Genomic DNA, 18,742 nt, shown 5'->3' on the forward strand with positions numbered 1-18,742 from the left:
ATCACACGATGCCCGTGCGCGCGGCCACCAGCGAGGCGCCCGCGCGGGTGCTCACGCCCAGCTTTTCGTAGATGTGGATGGTGTGGTGCTGCACCGTGCGGTCCGACACCCCGAGCTTCTCCGCGATCTCCTTGTTCGTCGCTCCGCCCGCCAGCAGGCGCAGCACGTCCACCTCTCGGGGCGTCAGCGCGGACGTGGGGCCAGGGCCCGGCGCGCGCCGGACATGCTTCGTCCCGGCCACCACCGCGACGCAGTCCGCGTCCAGCCGGCCCGCCTTCACCTCGGCCTCCAGGGCATGCCTTGCCAGGGGGGCGGTCCGCGCGGGACGGTGGGGGCGCTCCTCCTGGAGCGCGACCCAGACGTCGGCCACCGCGAGCAGTCGCGCGGCCCGGGACAGGGCGGCGGGCGCGAGGCCCCGGGGATAGCCGCCGCCATCCAGTCGCTCGTGATGCGCGCCCGCGAGCTTCGCCGCGTCCCGCAGCATGGGCGTGGCGGTGAGCAGTTGCTCGGTGGCGTGGGCATGGGCCCGGGACGCCTCCCGGTCCGAGGGGGTCCATTCGGGTCGCAGCCACAGGCCGGTGGGCAGGGTCACGTGTCCCAGGTCGTGCAGATACGCCGCGAGTTGGAGCGTGGCCTGCTCCGCCGCGTCCAGGCCCAGGCGGGGCGCGGCGGATGCGCACGCTTCCGCCACGCGCCGTGAGTGACCGCGGGTGAAGGGGCTCTGCAGGTCCGCGAAGTCCCCGAAGGTCGTTGCCAGCGCGGTGGCGTCGATGGTGGGAGGTGATTCGAGCAGGCACTCTTCCGCCGCCTCGATGCGCGCATCCGACAAGGTCTGGAGCGAGGCGGTCTCGGCCATGGCCCGCTTCGCCCACGCCGGGTCCAACGTCGTCCCGGATTGCAGCGCCAGGGCCTCCTGCGCGACGGCTGTGCCCGAGCCGACGAAGAAGACGACGGCCACATGCGCCGCCTGCGCGACGCGCCCGACTTCATGCAGGTCCGTGCCGCCCAGGAGGCGCGGCCCCCCCGTGCCATCCCAGCGCTCGTAGGCCTCATCCAGCCCTTGGAGCACCCGCGTGTCCAGCCCCAGGCCGGAGGCGAGCAGCCGCGCCGCGCCGCATGCCTCCGCGAACCATTCCGAGCGCAGTCGCCGCGACGACGTCAGCAGACGCGCCAGTCCGACGGCGCGGCGGGGAAGACTGGGGTTGGCATCCAGGACGGAGCGCACGACATGCTCGGGGCGGCCCGCGTCCCCGCGCAGCAGGTTGCGGCGCAGGTGGACGTCATTTCCCAGCCGCGACTCCTCGGCCGCGTAGGCGGTGCAGCCCAGGTGGCGCAGCAGGCCCACGTAGAAGGCGGCCCGGGCGTCGTCCTCGGACAGTCCGCCGTCCAGCGCCAACTCCAGCGCGAACAGACCGGTCAGCAGGCTCTTCTCCCCCTCCAGTCCATTGGCGAGGTCGAGCACGGAGGACAGCGCGGAGAGCGAAGCCACCGGATCCTGGCGCAGGTTCATCACGGGAAGAGCTTGGCACGGAGCAAGTGCCCGGAGCACAGCGGTTGCTGCCCCGGCGCGCATCGGCCAGTTGGCGGATGCGCGCCAGTTTGGGGGCGGGGCGCCGCGTGACGCCGAATCAAGGCTGCGCGGCTCGTTCGCCGTGAGCGCGACGCTGGCGGCGTCCGTGTGCTCAAGCTGGAACCTCGGGATGGTGCTGCGGAAGTCGGTCGAATCGAACGTCGTGCTCGGGTCGATCTTGCCCGTCAGGAAGCCCTTGTTGCCGAAGCTCGGTATCCAAGGGCGGATTCGCTTGTCTGCCCCTGCCTGGTGGGCGGCGCGAGCTCGAATCGTGGCTTCCAGATGTGCTCAGCGGTATGCGCCGAGAAGGCAGCCATCGGGCCTTTGCCCCCTCATCGGGAAGAAGTCGCTGCCGGAGCAGCTAGTCTTCGCCAGACAGCAGGAACCCGAACCTCGTCGGCACAGGAGCTCAACCCCCCACGCGCACTCCGGCGACGCCGCGAGACGTTGGGCGACCGGCACCCCACGCGCCGCGCGGGCCACTGCATTCTCCTCGCAGTCGCCCCGCTCTCGGAGGAACGCCCATGCGCGCCGTGCTCCTGCTCTCCCTCATCCTTCCGCTGTCCATCGCCCGGGCCCAGGGACTCCAACTGGAGCCCTATGCCTTCCAGGCCCGCGACGGTCGCGGCGTTCAGGCCGAGCTGGGCACTGTCACCGTGCCCCTGCGCCACGCCCGCCCCGAGGGCCCGGGTCTGCCCCTGCGCTTCGTGCGCTTCAAGAGCACGAGCCCCTCGCCCGCGGCCCCCATCGTCTACCTGGCCGGTGGCCCGGGCGGCTCCGGTATCGAGGCCGCACGCGGCGTCCGCTTCGAGCTGTTCCTCGCCCTGCGCGAGGTGGCCGACGTCATCGCGCTGGACCAACGCGGCACCGGCCAGTCGAACCCCCATCCAGATCTGGAGCAGCGCTGGGCCATCCCGCTCGAGCAGCGCATGGACGAGGCGCTGCTCACCACCACGGTGAAGAAGGCCGCCGCCGAGGCGAGCCGGACCTGGGCCACGGCCGGCGTGGATCTGGGCGCCTACACCACGGAGGAGAACGCCGACGACCTGGAGGTGCTGCGCAAGGCGCTGGGCGCGCCGAAGCTCAACCTCTGGGGCATCAGCTACGGCACCCACCTGGGCCTCGCCTACCTGCGGCGCCACGGACAGCGGGTGGACCACGTCATCCTCGCCGGCATCGAGGGGCCAGACGACACCTGGAAGCGGCCTGCCCACGCGGAGGCCCTGCTCGAGCGCTGGGAGGCCGTCCTGCGCGCCGAGGGCGAGCGCGGGCCGGGCCTGAAAGCGCGGCTGGCGAAGCTGTTGAAGTCGCTGAAGCGCGAGCCCCGCACCGTTGCGTTCACAGACCCGGCGAAGGGTGAGCGCCACACCTGTCGGGTCAGCCACTTCGACCTTCAGCGCGCCACCTTCGAATCCCTTCGAGACCCCGCCACCTTCCGGCGCTTCCTCACCCTGCTTCCGGCGCTGGAGGCCGGGGACTATGCGCCGATGGCGCCCTTCGCGCGCCAGCTGCGCGAAGGGGGGCTGGAGCCCATGTCGGTCGCCATGGACGCGGCCTCCGGCGTGAGCCCGGCGCGACACGCCCTCATCGAGAGGGAAGCGGCGAAGGCACTGCTCGGTGGCAGCGCCAACCCGGGGGCACTGCGGGCAGGGGATGTGCCCGGCGTGAGCGACCTGGGCGAGTCCTTCCGCGGTCCGCTGAAGGCCGCGGTGCCCGTGCTCCTCATCAGCGGCACCCTGGATGGGCGCACGAGCCCGGACAACGCGGAGGCCCTGCGCCCCGGGCTCTCCCGGACCGCTCACCTGGTGCTGGTGGGCGCGGGGCACGACGGCCTCTTCCAGTCGGACCCGCGCATCCTCGAGCGCATGAAGGCCTTCCTGAAGGGCGAAGCGCTCCGCGATGAGCGGCTGGAGGTCAAGGCGAAGCCTTGACGTCGAGCACTCGCCCGGCGCTTGTGCGGAGGACGGGCTGCGGCCTCGCGGTGGTCGAGGAGGCAGCCCGGCTTCCGTCCGTGGCCGGGTCGGTGCAACGCTCCTGCACCGGCCGCGCCTTGATGCCATTCGCGGCGTCTGTGTCGAGCACCGGTCGCGACGGCGCCTACGCCTCCAGCCGCTTGCGCAGCACTCCCAGGCGGCTGCGGCCCACCGGCAGTCGGGTGCCGTCCCGCAGTTCCACCGCGGTGCGCGAGCCCTCCGAGACGACGAGCTCACGGATGTCCGTCACGCGGACGAGATAGGAGCGGTGGATGCGGAGGAAGTCGGCGGGGAGGAGTTGCTCGAGCCGCTCCAGGCTCTTCTCGCTCAGCTCGGTGCCGCCTTCGCGCAGGACCAGCTCCGCGTAGTCTCCAGCGCCCTGGATGTACGCGACGGAGTCCAGTGGCACGAGGACCACGCCTCCACCCTTTCTCACCGCGAGGGTGCGCAATGGAGTGGCCGCGCGGCTTCCCACGCGGGCGAGCGCGAGGGCGAGCCGCTCCGGCGTGTATGGCTTTGGCACGAAGTCCAGCACCCCCAGCTCGAAGGCGCGCAGCGCCTGGTCGGTGTTCGCGGAGACCACCACCGTCTGGAATGCGCCCGTGGCCGCCTCCGCGAGCAGCGCGAAGCCGTCCTCGCCCGAGAGGTTCAGGTCCAGCAGCAGCACGTCCACGTCGCGCCCGGCCATCAGCGCGCGCGCCTCGTCCAGACTCGCGCACACGCGCGGGGGAGGGGCGCCCGGCCCCAGCTGCTGCTCGCACAGCCGGGCGAGGCGGCGCGCCGCCAGCGGCTCGTCCTCCACGATGAGCAGCCTCACGCCGGCACCTCCACCCGCGTCATCCACCCATCCTCCGTGGGCCCGTCCTCGAGCCGCCACGCACCGGGGAAGGCCTCCTCCAGGCGTGCGCGCAGGTAGCGCGAGCCGGTGCCCTCACCGCCCCCTTGGCGCGTGCCCGTGCCCGGGGGGGCGAGGAAGACGTAGCGCCGCCGCGGCCGGGCGCCCTCGGCAACGAGGCTGCTCTGGAGCCGGAAGGTGTGGGGCGAGATGTAGCGGTTGTGGCTGAAGGCGTTCTCCAGCAGCGTGTGCAGCAGGGCAGGGGGGACGGGGGCCTCGAGGTCTACGCCATCGGTCTCGAGGTGGAAGGCCGTGCCCTGCCGGCAGCCCATGACGGCCAGGTGGGCGCGGCACAGCTCGAGCTCGCGGGCGAGCGGAATGGTGCGCTCACCCGAGACGGCAAGCAGGTGCCGGTACACCGAGCCCAGGGCCTCGATGAAGCGCACGGCCTGAGTGGGCTCCGTCTCCACCCACTCACTCAGCGCGCCTAGCGTGTTCATCAAGAAGTGCGGCTGCAGGCTGCGCTTGAGCAACTCCAGTTGCAGGCGCTCCGCGGCGCGCGTCGCACTCTCAAACCGCTCCTGCTGACGGCGCTGCTGCCGGGCATGTACCGCCGTGAGGCAGAGCAATAGCCCTCCGAAGGCGAGGAAGAAGCCGCGCTCGGAGAAGCCCCAGGGTTCCAGCAGGTAGAGCGTCCCGGCGAAACCGAGCCCCGCCAGCGCGCCCAGGGCCCCCCACGGCTCCCCTCTACGCCACGCGCGCACGGCGAGCGCCGTGGAGACGACGAGCGAGGCCCCGAGCGCGATGCTGTTCTTGCCATCGAAGCCCGGAACGAAGACGAGCGAGAGCAGTCCCAGTCCGAGTCCCATCCACCGCAGCCAGCGGCGTGGCTCGCCGAAGGCCGCGTGCACGGTCGCTGGCAGCAGCGCCGCCACCGCCAGCACGGCCGCCGCCTGCAGTCGCAGCCGCACTGCGTGCTGTGGGTAGGGATAGTTGGCGAGCCCGCGCCACGCCTCCAGCAGGACGAGCGCCGCGGCGGCGAGGCACAGCACGCCGAGCAGTAGCGTGGCGAGCCCGCCGTGAGCGAGCCGCACGCGCGCGAGGTGGTAGAGCCCCATCAGCACCAGTGCGCCCAGCATGCAAAGGGCTGGCACCAGGCCGAGCATCCGCGCCCGAGCGAGGGACGCGGCCTCGCCCACCTGCAGGTGGTGGAGGGTGCCCACGGGCTGGAAGCCGAGCCGGTGCGCGGAGATGCGCATCGTCAGCACGTGAGGGCCCGGCGCGCTGTACTCGGGCGGAAGCGGGAGCAGGGCATCGACGCGTCCTGGTACCTCCTCCGAGGGCGTCCGCCCCACCCGTCCGTTGCGCCCCAGGGGCCTGCCATCCCACCAGGCCTCCCATGACCCGAGCACTGACAGGGCGAGGGCAGGCGTCGGGGCTCCGGCTTCACGCGGGGGCACCTCCACCTGCGTGCGCAGCCAGAAGGGGCCAGTCCCCTCATTCAACTGACTGCTCTCCACGGTGCGCCAGCCCCGCGCGTCCCCATCAAGCGCTACTTCCGAGGGGACATCCTCCGTGTGCACCTGCACCTGTCCCTGGCGTGCGGAGGGCAGGGCGGCCGAGGCGGCGAGCGAGAGCGCGAGGCATCCCGCGAAGAGGGCGGACGACGTCATGGGCCTCAGCATACGTAGCGCGGCGCCGCCCCACGCGCACTCCGGCGACGCCACGAGACGTTGGGCGAAGCGCACCCCCACGCGCCGCGCGGGCCACCGCATCCTCTTCTCCGTACCCCCTTCGGAGGAACGCCCATGCGTGCCGTGCTCCTGCTCTTCCTCATCCTTCCGCTGTCCCTCGCCCAGGCCCAGGGTCTCCAGGTGCCGCCACCGCCGTTCGCCCAGGTCATCGATCGCGAAGTGCCGGCCCTCATGAAAGAAGCCCGAATCCAAGGCGCGGCCGTGGGTTTGATTGTCGGAGGCAAGCTGGTTTACGCCAAGGGCTTCGGCTTCGCGGACCACGCGGGCAATGTGCCAGTGACGCCCGACACGGTGTTCGTCGCTGCCTCGCTGTCCAAGCCCATCGCCAGTTGGGTGACGATGCGCCTGTCCGAGCAGGGTCGCGTGCAGTTGGATGCGCCGGTGGCCGATGTGCTGTCGCCGTGGCCGCTGGCGCAGAGCCCGTTCGACCATCGCCAGATAACAATCCGACGCCTGCTGTCGCACACCGCGGGCACGACCTTGGGCGGGTATCAGGGCTGGCTCGACTTCAAGGAGCTGCCGAGCCTGGAGGAGTCGCTGGCCGGAAAAACCAATGGACGCGGCGCGGTGGAACTGTTCGCGCCGGCCGGTGTGAAATTCCAATACTCCGGCGGCGGCTACACCCTGATGCAGTTGGCCATCGAGCGGACCACGCAGCGCAAGTATTCGGACCTGGCGCGCGAACTGGTGTTCCGGCCGCTGGGCATGAAACACAGCAGCGTCGCCATGACGCCGGAGGTGCTGTCCGGCGCGGCGCAGGGACACGGCGACGATGGCAGGCCGGTGCCGGTGCGTTACTACGTCGAGCAGGCTCCTTCGACCCTGACCACCACTGTCCGCGACTTCGCCCGCTGGATGATTGCCGGCATGGAGAACACCGCCGGCGCGCATCCACTGACCCAGGCGCAACTGGCCCAGATGTACACACCCGCGGAACTGAGCACGCCGCGCGCGCCCGATGAGGCGGTCTACGGCCTGGGCCACTTCATCGAACGCCTCGGCGACGGCAGCACCGCCGTCGGTCACGACGGACGCAACCAGGCCGGCTTCCGCGCCAATTTCTTGATGCGTCCGCACTCCGGCGACGGCATCGTCTTCTTCAGCAACTCCCGCAGCGGGCTGGCTTTGGACCGCGTCGTCTGCCTGTGGGGCGCCGACGTGGCCAAGGTCGATGCGGTGACGACCTGCAAGAAATAGCGTTGCGTTCTACCGGGTGCCGCGAATGCGCGGCGCAGGTGGGCTCCAGCACCATCCCGCAGTGTATTTCCCCGACGCACCCATGACGCAGCGATCGAATCTTGGGTGGGCACACCGCGGGCGAAGGTGCTCCGGCGTCCCCCTTCCTTGAAGCGCCAAGGCCCGCGAGATAGAGAATGACGCCTCATCTCCGCAGGGGGCGGGGATTCAGGGCAGGGACGCCTTCATGAACCCACGTGGCGCCGAGAAGGAATACCTCCAAGATGGCCTGCGCAGCGGACTCAAGCTCGACGCGCGCTTCGACGCCCTGACGCCCCACCTCCACGTGGCGTGGATCTCCTGGGACAGCGGCTTCCGCGGTTCGGGACTGCGCGTGGGCGACCGGGTCATCGCCATCGACGGTCAGCCCGTCGTCAAGCCACCCGACCTGGCCACCACGCAGCGCACCTTGCCCTTCATGCTCGGCCAGTACGCCGAGAACCAGACCTGGGACAAACAGGGGCGAAAGGAGGGTGACCAGGTCCAGGTGCGAATCGTTCGCCGGCGCGAGCCCGGAGAGGGCTGGGAGGAGCACGAGTTCAGCGGCGCCCTGCTCCATGAGCGCACCTGGAGCATCGCCGATACGACGCGGCAGCTCATCGGACCGGGAGGACCCGAGCGCATGGGGCGCGACGGCTTCGACGAGGCCTGGATGTCATGGCTCGAGAAGCGCGTCTTCGACTGGGAGCGCCTGCTCGACAGCGCCTTCGGCGCCTGGCGCACCTCGCGAGGGACGCGCGCGGAGCTCGCGAATCACCTCGGACACAAGGCCCGCGTCGACTTCCTCGTCGAGCATCATCCCGGCCCCTTCGCGACGGCGATGCGCGAGGATTGGGAGACGGTGCGTGCCTGTCTCGATGGAGACCTCGTCACGCTCCCGGCGGATGCCCTCGAGTTCCGCACCCGGGGCGAGGAGCAGGTGAAGGCCATTGGCCTCCAGGCCGCGGCGGCGTGGAAGGCCCTGCTGGAGGCGCGTGCGGGGGAGACGCTCAGCGCCTTCCCTGTCGTCGACCCCTTCCGGGGTGACCGCTCGGCGGTGACGGGCAAGCTGGTCTCACTGCCGACGGTGACGCAGCGCGAGTGGCTGGTCGACATGGGCAAGGGCTACCTGGCCTGGAACCAGTCCGGCGCCTGGGTCTTCTGCCCCGCCAACACCCCGGCCATGAACAAGGTCTTCTCCGCCATGCAGCGCTACCAGAAGCGCGTTGCCCCGTCGGTGAGGCTCGACATCGCCGTGCTCGGCCGCATCCTTCCGGATCCCCGCCTGCTCGCGGGCTCGGGCCGCACCGCCGCCGGCCTGGAGGTGGAGCCCGTCGCCGCCCTGGTCGGAGGCGTGGTCTGCGTCGATGTCAGCGACCCGAGCGAGGGCGGACCGCGCTTCGCCGGAGAGGAGACGCTCAGCCAGGAGCACTTCGGCGCTCCGGCCGACGACGCGAGCCCGCGCGAGGTCCTCACCGCGATGATTTCGGCCGTGAAGCGCGGCGACCAGGAGACCTGGAACGGCCTCTTCGCGGACTGGCGCGCCGTGCCAGACACCGACCGGCCCATCTACTACCCGGTCTGGACCTGGAACGGCCGCGACAGCGAGTGGGTGCGCTCGCGGCAACTCCTGCTCAACAAGGTGCTCGATGCGCGGGTGCGCTGGATGGGCGATGTACGGGTCGTCATCCAAGGCGACGAGGCCCCGGGCCTGCAGCGCATCGAGGAGGTCGAGTTGGAGCTGGACCACGTAGGCCTCTTCGAGGGCCAGACCCGCACCTTCAACTCAGTCGACGTGCGGCGGCGCTGGACGGTCCAACGCCGCAACGGTGGCCCCTGGCGCATCACCAGCGAGCAGAGCCTGTAAGGAGCACTCCATGGGCTGGTACTCAAGCCGCGTCTCTGAACTCAACGAACGGTTGAACCGCGCCTCGGAGGGCGCCCCCGACACGGTGAAGCGCGCCTTGAGCGACGCCATCGTGAAGGTTGGAAACGCGGCCGATCAAACCCTCTCGGCCATGCTCGACGCCAGCGAGCGCACCAGCGCCGGCAATCTGGGGACGCAGCGCAAGTGGCAGGAGCGCTGCGCCACGGCCACGGCCGACATCAGCCGCGCCTTTGGTGATGCCGCCAAGGACAACATGCTCTCGCCCGCCCTCCAGCTCTTCTGGTACCAGGCGCTGGAGCACGAGATGGCCTTCTTCGACTCCCTGGCCAAGGTGCAGACGCCCCAGCTCCACGACGACCTGCTCGTCCACCAGGACCTGCTCAACAAGATGCTGGGCGAGCTGTGGGACAAGTGGACCTTCCTGCTGTCCAAGGACGTCATCTTCGAGAACGACCAGCGTCAGGTGGTGCAGCAAGTCTCACGGATGGCGCAGTCCATCGTCGACGAGCTCGCCCCGGGCGTGCTCAAGCGCACCAGCGAGGGCGTCGCGCGCGCCACCGCGAAGTCGCTCGGCGTGGCCCTCAAGCTCGATGACAAGCTCCTGGGCGGCATGGGCGTGGACCTGGCCAAGCAGCTCGTCTCCTCGCTGTTCAATGTCGACATCCCCGACGAAATCAACCGCAACCTGCTGGACGCCGCGCAGGGTGACTCCGAAATCTACCAGGTGCAGAAGGGCCACTACCGCAACCTGGTGTCGGCCTACCAAAGCCTGGTGCAGGCGGAGAAGGGCAGCGTCCTGCTGCTCTTCAACGCGACGCGGGCGGAGGTCGACACGTACCGTGACAAGAACGACCTGGGGAAGGCCAAGGTCCTGCTCGACCAGGCCAAGGGCTACCTCTCCGACTGGGCCTCACGCGTGCCCAGCTCGGCCCAGCGAAGCGAGGCCTCCAGCTTCAAGGACAAGGTGTGCTCGGCCATCGACACCGACTGGAGGCTCACCGAGGAGCTCGACAACAAGTTCCGCGACAAGTTCAAGGGCATCTTCGTCCAGTCCCTGGGCAGCGAGACCCTCGAGCAGCTCGCGGAGTCCTACCTCTTCCGTCAGCACATCGAGGAAATCACTCGCAAGGACGCCGCCGGCAAGCTCAAGGCCCTGCCGGGCAACCTGCAGAGCGAGGTCGACAGCGCGCTCGAGCGGGGCCTGCGCCCCCTCGACGACCTGGTCAACCGCGTCCCGGAAGAGGTGCGCGAGCTGGCCCGCATGAAGAACCAGCAGTTCAAGGAGCACGTGCGCGCCAGGCTCAAGGACCGCATCCAGGCCCTGCTGCCGGCCATCGTCGAGCTGGCCGCCCTCTGGGACCCGAACAACCTCTCGAGGGACTTCAGCCGCGAGGAGCTGGAGAAGGCCCTCCGCTGAGATGGGACGGCGCGACTCAGGGCCGCGATCTGGTTTGACACATCATCTTTCACCGCCTCGTCACCTTCCCAGAGATCCAGAAAGGCCCAGTCGTCCGAGGGAGGAGCAATCATGTGGCCGAGCACCTCAATCGATTTGCGCAGCAGCGCGGCGAGCTCGTCACTGTATTGCGACGGAACCATGTAAGGGCTGCCGAAGCTCGCAAGGACATGGGCGGCGGCCCTGAACTGTTCATGCCGTTCTTCGACAGGATCGAAGTTTTAGATCTCCGCGATCAGGATGGGCCAGCCTTCGGCCCAGAACCTTCCGATTCATCTTCACCGCGACACCACGCCCGGCTGTTCCAGGCACACTGCCTCCAGGGGGACACACGATGTGGGACGCAGGACGGTGGGTGGGGGAAAGCGATGAGGCACTGTTCGCGACGGTGCGCTACGACCCCGCGCCCAACAGCAGGGTAATTGAAGGCGCTCATGCCGCACCTGGACAGCTCCGCTTCGAGGGCGACGAGGACGACTCCTGGCAGGACGTGGACGTGCGCGAGCAGCAAACCATCGAGGTGCTTCGGCGTTTGCGCGACGCGAACGGGCCCCGTGCAGCCGAGCTCCGCAAGCAGATCCGCTCCCTGGGCGTGGGCACCTTGCCGCGACTGGGCGGTCCTTTCGATGTCCGCTGGCTCACGGGCCTGACGGAGCTCGAGCGCGTCGGAGTGTACTCGCACACCGGCATCGTCGGCGCATCGGCCCTCTCGGAGCTGCCCGCGCTGCGCCATGCATCCCTCTTCGCATTCATGAAGAACAGCATCCGAGACCTCGACGGAATCTCGCGAAGCCGAAGCCTGGAGTCGCTCCAGCTCAGCTTTGGCGGCCTCGGCGACCTTCGCGCACTGTCCGGGCTGGAGACGCTCCGAAAGCTCGTCGTCTACGAGAGCGAGCCCCTCTCCATCCGGGGTCTCGAAGACCTTCCCATCGAGGAACTGGAGCTCTGGCTTTGGAAGAACAACGACCTCTCGGCGCTTCCGGCGCTCCGCTCGCTGCGCTCCCTCTCTTTGCGCGAACAAATCTCCGTCACGGAGGCCAAGGTCATCGCGAGATGCCGCATCCCCATCCTGCGCCTGCCCCTCCTCGGGTCGACTCCAGACCTGGAGCCCATCTCCGCGCTCCCGGACACCGAGGAACTCGAGCTTGTGGCCTGGTCACTGGACGCGACGTCTACTCGGGCGGGACGACTTCCCATGACGTCGCTCAAGCTCCAGTTCCTCGATGAAGAGGGACTTCGGCACCTGGCGCACGCGCCTCGACTGAGAACCCTCCGAATCCGCGCACTTGCGGCGACCAACCTCGACGCCATCGCGGACCTTCCGGAGCTTCGCGGGCTCCGCTTCGACATCACCCGGAAGCTTCGCTCCCTGGACCGGGTGCCGAGCGCCGCCTTCCTCGACGACCCACGCGTGCCGGACGGCCCCAACCGGCTGGTGCTCAAGGGCGCTCCGCTCACCTCCATCCGACAGCTCGGCAACCTGCGGGGCGTTGAGCACCTCGACCTCCGCAACTGCACCGAGCTCACATCCCTGCGGGGACTGGAGGGAATGAACGCGCTGCGCTCCATCGACCTGCGCGAGTGTCCCGGGCTCGTGGACATGACCTCACTCGAAGCACTGCCCGCGCTGCGCGCGGTCCTCGTCAATCACCGGGGCCCGACGGGACCCGTTCCCTCCAGCATCCGGCCGCGCGTGGTCCGGGCCAACCTGCGTGGGTTCGTCCGGCGGCTGCACCGGGGTGAGGTGGAGGCGCCAGACACGTAGTGTGTACGACGCGCGACAGCTTCAGCCCCGCCCGATGCGCTTGAGCACATACGCATCCGCGCCCACCGGCACCGACTCGAGTGACTGACTGAAGCGTTTGGTTCGGAGTCCCTTCACCGCGAAGGGGGATGGGTTGGCTGCGAGCTGCCCTGCGGCTGTTTCTCCGGGGGACGGCGCCCCGCATAATCCAAGGCCTTCATGGCAATCGACTTCATGAGCATGCCCATCAGTCGCTACATCGTTGGCGACTTCATCACGCCGGCGATGCGCTCCGCGTGGGAGCGTGGTGTCCCGTACTCCATCATCGGACCGGAAGGTGCCAGGCATCTCCCTGAAGGTCTGCCATTTGGCGGCCCGGCGGCGCCTGAACGCCGCGCAAGCGTCATCGCCATGTTGGTGGAGGATCTCCGACAACTGCCGGACTGCATTGCAACCCAACTGTGGGACGAGAATTCTGATGCCGCTCCTCGATTCCACCGTGTGGACACCGCTTCGTACGAGGCGCTCGTGGAAGAGGCTCGCAAGCCCATCAAGTCGTTCCTTGGGATCCGCAAGAGAGGTGATGGCCACCGCTCTCATGTCGCCGCTACGCTCTTCCTCCCCTGTGACTTCGATGCGCCCTTCGAGATGGTGACCCCACTCCGGTGTCTCACCGGGTCGACGTTCCGGGCTCTTGATGCACTGGAGAGGATGCGCTGGCCGCTCAACGCGGAGGCCGCAGCCGAAAGTCTCCGCGCTGCTCTCATGGCTGCACGGGAGAGCAGGGTACCGATGATCGTGGATTGGTAGTGGCCCGAGCAGAGGGCTCGGCCAACCTGTCCGACAGGAGGCGCCGGTCGGCTCTTGCGCCTCCGCATGGCGGACGCCATGGCAGCCGTTGCCATGGCAGGCGGGTTGAACGACCCTGAGCCGGTCTCCTCCTCCTTCCACGGGCGCGCATGCGCAATCTCGATTTCAGTTCCTGGCGTGCGGTGCTCACCACCTTGCTGGGGCTGGTGGTGGTGTCGCTGGTGGCCGTAAGCATTCGCCTGCTGGTGATGCAGACCATCCAGCGCCGACGCGAGCGCGAGAACCGGCAGATCAACGAGCGGCTCAAGACGCTGATCGCCGCCTACAAGACGCTGGGCGGCTCGTTCACCGGGGAACTGGCGGTGGACCCCACCCATCTGCGCGACCTGCGCCGCCGGGCGGAGGATGCGGCTGCCTCGGGGCGGGAGGTGCCAGAGCCAGACTCGGCCTCCGAGCGCCGCCGACGCATCCGCGATGCGGTGGAGGCGGCGCTGTCGGACGTGCTCCTGCTGGGGACCGAACAGCAGGTGTCCCTGGCGGCGCGGGCCGCGCGCGACATGGTCGCCGGACGGCCGGTGCGTACGCTCGAGCTGGTGGTGTCGCTGCGCGGGTTCATTCGTCAAGCACTGGATCTGGAGCCGATCCCGCCGTCACTGGAAATCCCGGAGCAAGGCCCGCTGCGCACCGTCTCCGGCGGTGGCAAGGGCGGAGGCGGAGGCGGAGACAAGGATGCCGGGAGCAGGGGAGGCGGGGGCGGAGGCGGAGGCGCTGCAGGCGGCGCCGGACTGGGCATGGGAGCGGGGATGGGACTCGGTCACCTGGAGCGGGACGAGGCCGGGACCGACGAAAATGGCTGATGTCGGAGTCCGCGGGGATGGATTTCTTTGTCATTCCGACTGCGACGTTTGGTGTGTTGTTGGGATTCGTGGTGGTGAGCCACAGGGACAGGCGCACTCACCCACTTGGGATTGAGAGATGTGCCGAGTGCAGCACGTTGTCCGTGGCAGAGCCCTTATGCCGAGAGAGTCATTGGCTCAATTCGTCGGGAGCTGCTGGACCCTGTCGTCATCCTGAACGAAGCCCACGCACGGCGCCTGCTGCGCGAGTGCCAGCGCTACTCCAACGCGAGCCGGACGCACCTGTCGCTCTGGAAGGATACGCCTGAGAGGCGTGAGGTGCAGGGGCCGGCGCACGGAGCCAAGGTGATTGAGCTGCGGGAAGTCTTCGGGCTCCACCATCGGTACGAGCGCCGAGCTGCGTAGAGCCTCGGTCCTTCCAACAACATTCTCATAGACCTGCACCGCTGCACCCTCCTGCCTATGTTCGCAGGACGGGAGGGGTGTGCCAACACTTAGGTAGCGATGCGTTGAGGCGTCTGGTCTGGGTGTAATTCCGACCGCCGCATCGCTCACGTCATGACGCGCGTTTTGACGCAGCCTTGACGCACTCATGACGCAGCGACCGAATTTTGGGTAGGCACAAGTGTCTTCGTGATGTCGAAGAGCTGATGGACGAAGACCCGGAGCCTCGCGTCCGGGGGAAACGGTGCCGCGTCCTTCCGGAACGCAACCGGGAGGCGGCGCGGATGGGCTCCCGGGGCACGGGGGTGGGGCGCGTGGCTTGCATTGGGGCGGCGCATTCCTCCTGCTCCAGAGGCAAGGCCCATGGCTCCTTCCACTCTGCCCGCGCCCGGTTCTCAGTTCCCCCCCTATCGAGAGGTCTTTGATGCTGGCGCCGCGACCCAGACCGCGGTGCAGGGCCGCCTCCATCAGGGCGCCCGCACCTACCGGCTGCGGGCGAAGGACGCGGACCTTCCGCTCTGCATCACCCTCCTCTTCGATGGGAAGGACAAGCGGGCGCCCTCCCAACTCCTGGTGGGCCAGGTGCTGGTCCCCACCGCGCACTGGGGCTTCGATCTCCGCGGAGGTACGTTGCACTGGCGCTTCTGGCTGGGACAGGCCACGCACTCAGGGCTGCTCCGGTTCGAGGAGGGCGGCGCCACCGCCACCGGCTGCGTGAGCGAAGGGGGGGAAACGCACCTGGTGACGGCGTCGCTCCCGCCCATCACCTATGAGTGCGCGGTCGCGCAGCAGGTGGGGGGCTACGTCACCGGCCAGCCTCCCGCGCTGCAGCTCCACTACGACGCCTCCAGCCCGGCGTGGAGCCACGCGACGTGGGTGCCGTCCGCCTTCCAGTTCACCTACCAGATGCGGCAGCAGATCATCGTCGGCCAGGAGTTCTGGGACTTCTACGTCTCATTCAATGACGCCCAGACCGGCGTCACCTGGACGCCGAGCCAAGGCACCTTCGGGGCGCTGGTCGACGCCAACATGGTCTTCACGCTCTCGGTCGCCCCGGGCGTGGCGCCGCCGTCCGACAACCGCCAGGGACTGGCGGATCCGGCCTCACGAGCCATCACCACCGTCTTCCCCTTCCAGTTCAGCTTCCAGCTCAGCCCCACTGCGCTTGAGCTCACCGGGACCATGCTCACCGTGGTGGACGCGCAGAACGGCGTGGTGCTCGGCGTCCAGGGCCAGGTGGCGAACCCGTCGGTGGCTGGGTACTACGCGCTTGATGGCGCCGGGCTCGGAGCCTCGTTCGCGGTGCACGAGGGTGGGCTCCACATCGGTGCAGCACCGGTGGAAGCCACGCGGCTGCGGCGCAACGCGCTCTCCTTCAGCGGACTCTCTCCCGCGCAGCAGGCGGCGGGCGGGCTTCCAGCGGCGGGCACGCTGGAGTTCAGCGATGACGGTTCGCGGGTGCGGCTGACCGACGGCGCGTCCGGCGCGCGCTTGGGCGCGGACTCGCACGTCGCACGCCAGGCGCTCCGGGCCGGCACCTCCCCGCTCAACCTCCAGACCCTCGCGCTGATGAACCCCTTCGAGCAGCAGGCCGGTCCGGATGGCACGACGTGGGTGGACGCGGTCCAGCAGGCCTCGATGGCGGACTTCAACCAGATCCTCCTCTACTTCATGGATCCGCAGCTGCGGCAGACCTACTGGAGCCAGAACCAGCCCGTCCTCTCTCCGGCGCTCCAGCGAGTCGCGGCCATGGCTCCGGCGGGGAGTTCCCCGGCGCAGTGGTACGGCTCGCTGTCGGTCTCCTTCCTGACCGACGTGCTTTCCACCTGGGACCAGCCCGGCGCCAACACGCTCAACGCCGCGCGGGCGCAGACCTGGCTCAAGGAGCAGGTCGCGGCGAGCGAGGTGTTCCGCGTGCAGGCACCGGCGCTCTACCAGCTCGAATGGGCCAACCGCTTCCCGGCGATCAACGACTTCCTCACGGACCAGCGTCAGAATGCGGCGAGCTACACCGCGCTTATCGCGGACGACGCGGCCGCCTGGAAGACGGAGCTGGCCCAGGACATCGCCGACCCGGCCTCGCTCCAGGCGATGCAGTCCATGGTGGACAACCTGGCGGCGACCGCGGAGCAGTCGGCGCTCTACTGGGCCTACACGTACTTCCGCTACGCCACCCAGCCGCAGGCCTTCAGCGAACTGGAGTTCTTCAGCCTGGGCCCGGACGGCTCGGCCTTCATGCGCAGGGTCCAGACGGACATGGCGGTGCTCGCCAGCCTGGACTCGAGCAACCTCTTCGCCCAACAGTACGCGGCGGCCGTCAACACGATGCTCTACGGGAACGTGGTGCCGTCGCTGGCGGACTACGGCGGTGGTCCTGGCGGGATGGACGGTGCGGTCGCGCAGGTGCTGCAGGGCATCGCCTCGGATGTCGCGGGGAGCAGCGACCCGGTGCTCGCGAGGATTGGCGACGAGGCGCGGAGCCTGGCCGCACGGAGCGACCTGCCGGCCCTGGTCGCCAGCGTGCAGGCCGCCGCCGCTGGCTGCGCGGCGGGTGCCGGGTGGTCAACGGCGGCCCCGGCGATGCAAGCGTCGGTGGAGGGCTCGGTCGGAACGCTGGGCTCCCAGCTGCTCTGCCTGTCGCTCGCGGGCCTCAACACCAGCGCCGTCGTCCATGGGGTGGCTGACTTCGCGCCCACCGCGGCCAGCGCGACGGCGGCCGTGTCGCCAGGCACCATCGTCTCGGCCGTCAAGTACACGGTGCAGGTCGCCTACGTGTTCGTGAAGTGGGGGGTGATCTTCGCCAACGCCCTCGACAGCTACGCCACGACCTGGAGCGCGGTGCGGGCGCTCTTCACCACCGAGATGCTCAATGCGGCCAACGCCGCCGTCGACACCGGCCTCACCAAGTGGCTCATCGGCAACCGGATCATCCCCCAGTCGGAGATGTTCGGCTCGTTGTTCGACGAGGCCGCGGCCCAGGGCGAGACGGTGGTCACCCGCATCTTCGGGCGGAACCTCGACAGCTTCGTCGGGCTCCGGCTGGGCGCGGTGTTCGCGCTCGCCAGCCTGATCGCCGGCGCCTTCGCCCTGGCCCACAGTGACACGCTGGACGAGAAGCTGGTGAGCGCGCTCAGCGTGACCTCGAGCGCGCTCAGCCTGATCGCCACGGCGGGTGGGTGGATCACCGACGCGTTCGGCGTCACCGAGTTCGGTGGGCTGGCGGTCTCCACGCTCTTCGGCGTGTTCAGTGTCCTGTCCATCCTCGCCGCCGTCGCCGGCGTGGTGCTGCTGCTCGTCCAATGGTGGCAGGCACGACCGTCGCCGGTGCAGACGTTCGCCACCACCTACGCCCAGCCCGCGGGCTTCTACATGCCCTACGGCAGCGCGATCGACGCGTTCACCGGCTACACGCCCCCGGGAGGGTTGGCGCGGCTCGGCGTCTCGCTCGCGGTCCCGGGCGGGCGGGGCGCGGTGCTCCGCGTCGCCGGCGACGGGACCCTGGTCAGCGGGCCGCTCGACCACGGCTACGCCACGGTGTTCTTCCCCTCGACGGACGGGCAGGGACGCTCCCAACTCGTGGCGTTCGTCGGCGGCGGGGACTTGGCGCGCGCATTCGCGCTCACGGGGGCCAGCGGTGGGGTGTCCTTCCAGCCGCTCCTCGCGTCGAGCGACCCGGCGGCCGCGACGCAGCTCTGGACCCTCACCTTGGAGGGGGACCCCACCTGGGACGGGAAGGCGCCGGAGTCGGGCCCCTTCACGCTCACGCTGGTGGGGACGGACCAGTCGCTGGTCTGGACCGGCCACGGTGTCGCGCTCGGCGCGTCGGGTTCACGGTTCACCCTCCAGCAGCAGCCGATGGTCCCCCTGGGGCTCTCCATGCGCGACGTGACGCTCTATACGTTCTCCCAGGGCGCGAGCTTCATTCCACGCCTGGCGCAGGCGGGGAGCGCTCCCCAGACGTGGGCAATCTCCCCGGCCCTGCCGGCGTTCCTGTCGCTCGATACCGCGACCGGCGTCATCACCGAACCGCTGAACGCGCCGCAGCCGCTGCCCGTGACCCCGGCGGGGACCTACGTCCTGTCCGTCACGAACTCGCTGCTCACCCGCCCCATCCAGACGGCCTTCGCCCTCGAGGTCCTGCCGGCGCCCTCCAGCACGGGCACCGGGACGGAACTTGTCGCGCTCGCCGTCTGACC

12 protein-coding genes are annotated in these 18,742 nt (G+C 69.4%); 9 read left to right on the forward strand and 3 right to left on the reverse strand.

The features are described 5' to 3' along the window. Position 1: 1 nt before the first annotated feature. On the reverse strand, positions 2 to 1,510 hold the full coding sequence (locus tag D7Y04_RS09260; protein ID WP_121758983.1) for an HD domain-containing phosphohydrolase: 1,509 nt from the start codon (positions 1,508 to 1,510) through the stop codon (positions 2 to 4). Positions 1,511 to 2,094: 584 nt separating this feature from the next. Here D7Y04_RS09260 and D7Y04_RS09265 point away from each other — a divergent pair. Continuing rightward, a complete protein-coding gene (locus tag D7Y04_RS09265) occupies positions 2,095 to 3,501 on the forward strand; it encodes an alpha/beta hydrolase (RefSeq protein ID WP_121758984.1) in 1,407 nt (468 codons plus the stop codon). A 166-nt stretch (positions 3,502 to 3,667) separates the two neighbouring features. Here the strand turns inward: D7Y04_RS09265 and D7Y04_RS09270 are convergent, their stop codons facing one another. Together D7Y04_RS09270 and D7Y04_RS09275 are read right to left on the reverse strand one after the other, a co-directional pair. After that, on the reverse strand, positions 3,668 to 4,360 hold the full coding sequence (locus tag D7Y04_RS09270) for a LytTR family DNA-binding domain-containing protein (RefSeq protein ID WP_121759329.1): 693 nt from the start codon (positions 4,358 to 4,360) through the stop codon (positions 3,668 to 3,670). After that, on the reverse strand, positions 4,357 to 6,051 hold the full coding sequence (locus D7Y04_RS09275) for a histidine kinase (RefSeq protein ID WP_158627473.1): 1,695 nt from the start codon (positions 6,049 to 6,051) through the stop codon (positions 4,357 to 4,359). Before D7Y04_RS09275 ends, D7Y04_RS09270 begins: the two co-directional genes overlap by 4 nt. Positions 6,052 to 6,186: 135 nt before the next feature. Between D7Y04_RS09275 and D7Y04_RS09280 the strand changes: the two genes are divergently transcribed. The 8 genes from D7Y04_RS09280 (at position 6,187) to D7Y04_RS09310 (ending at position 18,740) form a co-directional block, all read left to right on the forward strand. After that, positions 6,187 to 7,329, forward strand: coding sequence for a serine hydrolase (locus tag D7Y04_RS09280; protein ID WP_121758986.1), 1,143 nt, complete (start codon positions 6,187 to 6,189; stop codon positions 7,327 to 7,329). A 226-nt stretch (positions 7,330 to 7,555) separates the two neighbouring features. Continuing rightward, positions 7,556 to 9,214, forward strand: coding sequence for a hypothetical protein (locus D7Y04_RS09285; RefSeq protein WP_121758987.1), 1,659 nt, complete (start codon positions 7,556 to 7,558; stop codon positions 9,212 to 9,214). A gap of 10 nt (positions 9,215 to 9,224) precedes the next feature. Then, a complete protein-coding gene (locus D7Y04_RS09290) occupies positions 9,225 to 10,652 on the forward strand; it encodes a hypothetical protein (protein WP_121758988.1) in 1,428 nt (475 codons plus the stop codon). A 394-nt stretch (positions 10,653 to 11,046) separates the two neighbouring features. Further along, entirely contained in the window at positions 11,047 to 12,456 is a 1,410-nt protein-coding gene (locus D7Y04_RS09295; RefSeq protein WP_121758989.1) for a hypothetical protein, read from the forward strand. A 198-nt stretch (positions 12,457 to 12,654) separates the two neighbouring features. Beyond that, on the forward strand, positions 12,655 to 13,245 hold the full coding sequence (locus D7Y04_RS09300; protein WP_121758990.1) for a hypothetical protein: 591 nt from the start codon (positions 12,655 to 12,657) through the stop codon (positions 13,243 to 13,245). Positions 13,246 to 13,394: 149 nt separating this feature from the next. After that, positions 13,395 to 14,102, forward strand: coding sequence for a hypothetical protein (locus D7Y04_RS44390; protein WP_158627474.1), 708 nt, complete (start codon positions 13,395 to 13,397; stop codon positions 14,100 to 14,102). 120 nt (positions 14,103 to 14,222) lie between these two features. Then, complete coding sequence (locus D7Y04_RS09305; RefSeq protein ID WP_233601330.1) at positions 14,223 to 14,507, forward strand: transposase; 285 nt, start codon at positions 14,223 to 14,225, stop codon at positions 14,505 to 14,507. Positions 14,508 to 14,909: 402 nt separating this feature from the next. Then, entirely contained in the window at positions 14,910 to 18,740 is a 3,831-nt protein-coding gene (locus tag D7Y04_RS09310; protein ID WP_147477071.1) for a hypothetical protein, read from the forward strand. Positions 18,741 to 18,742: the final 2 nt, after the last annotated feature.

The sequence above is a fragment of the Corallococcus sp. AB038B genome (genome assembly GCF_003668955.1).
Classification (GTDB): Bacteria; Myxococcota; Myxococcia; order Myxococcales; family Myxococcaceae; genus Corallococcus; species Corallococcus exiguus.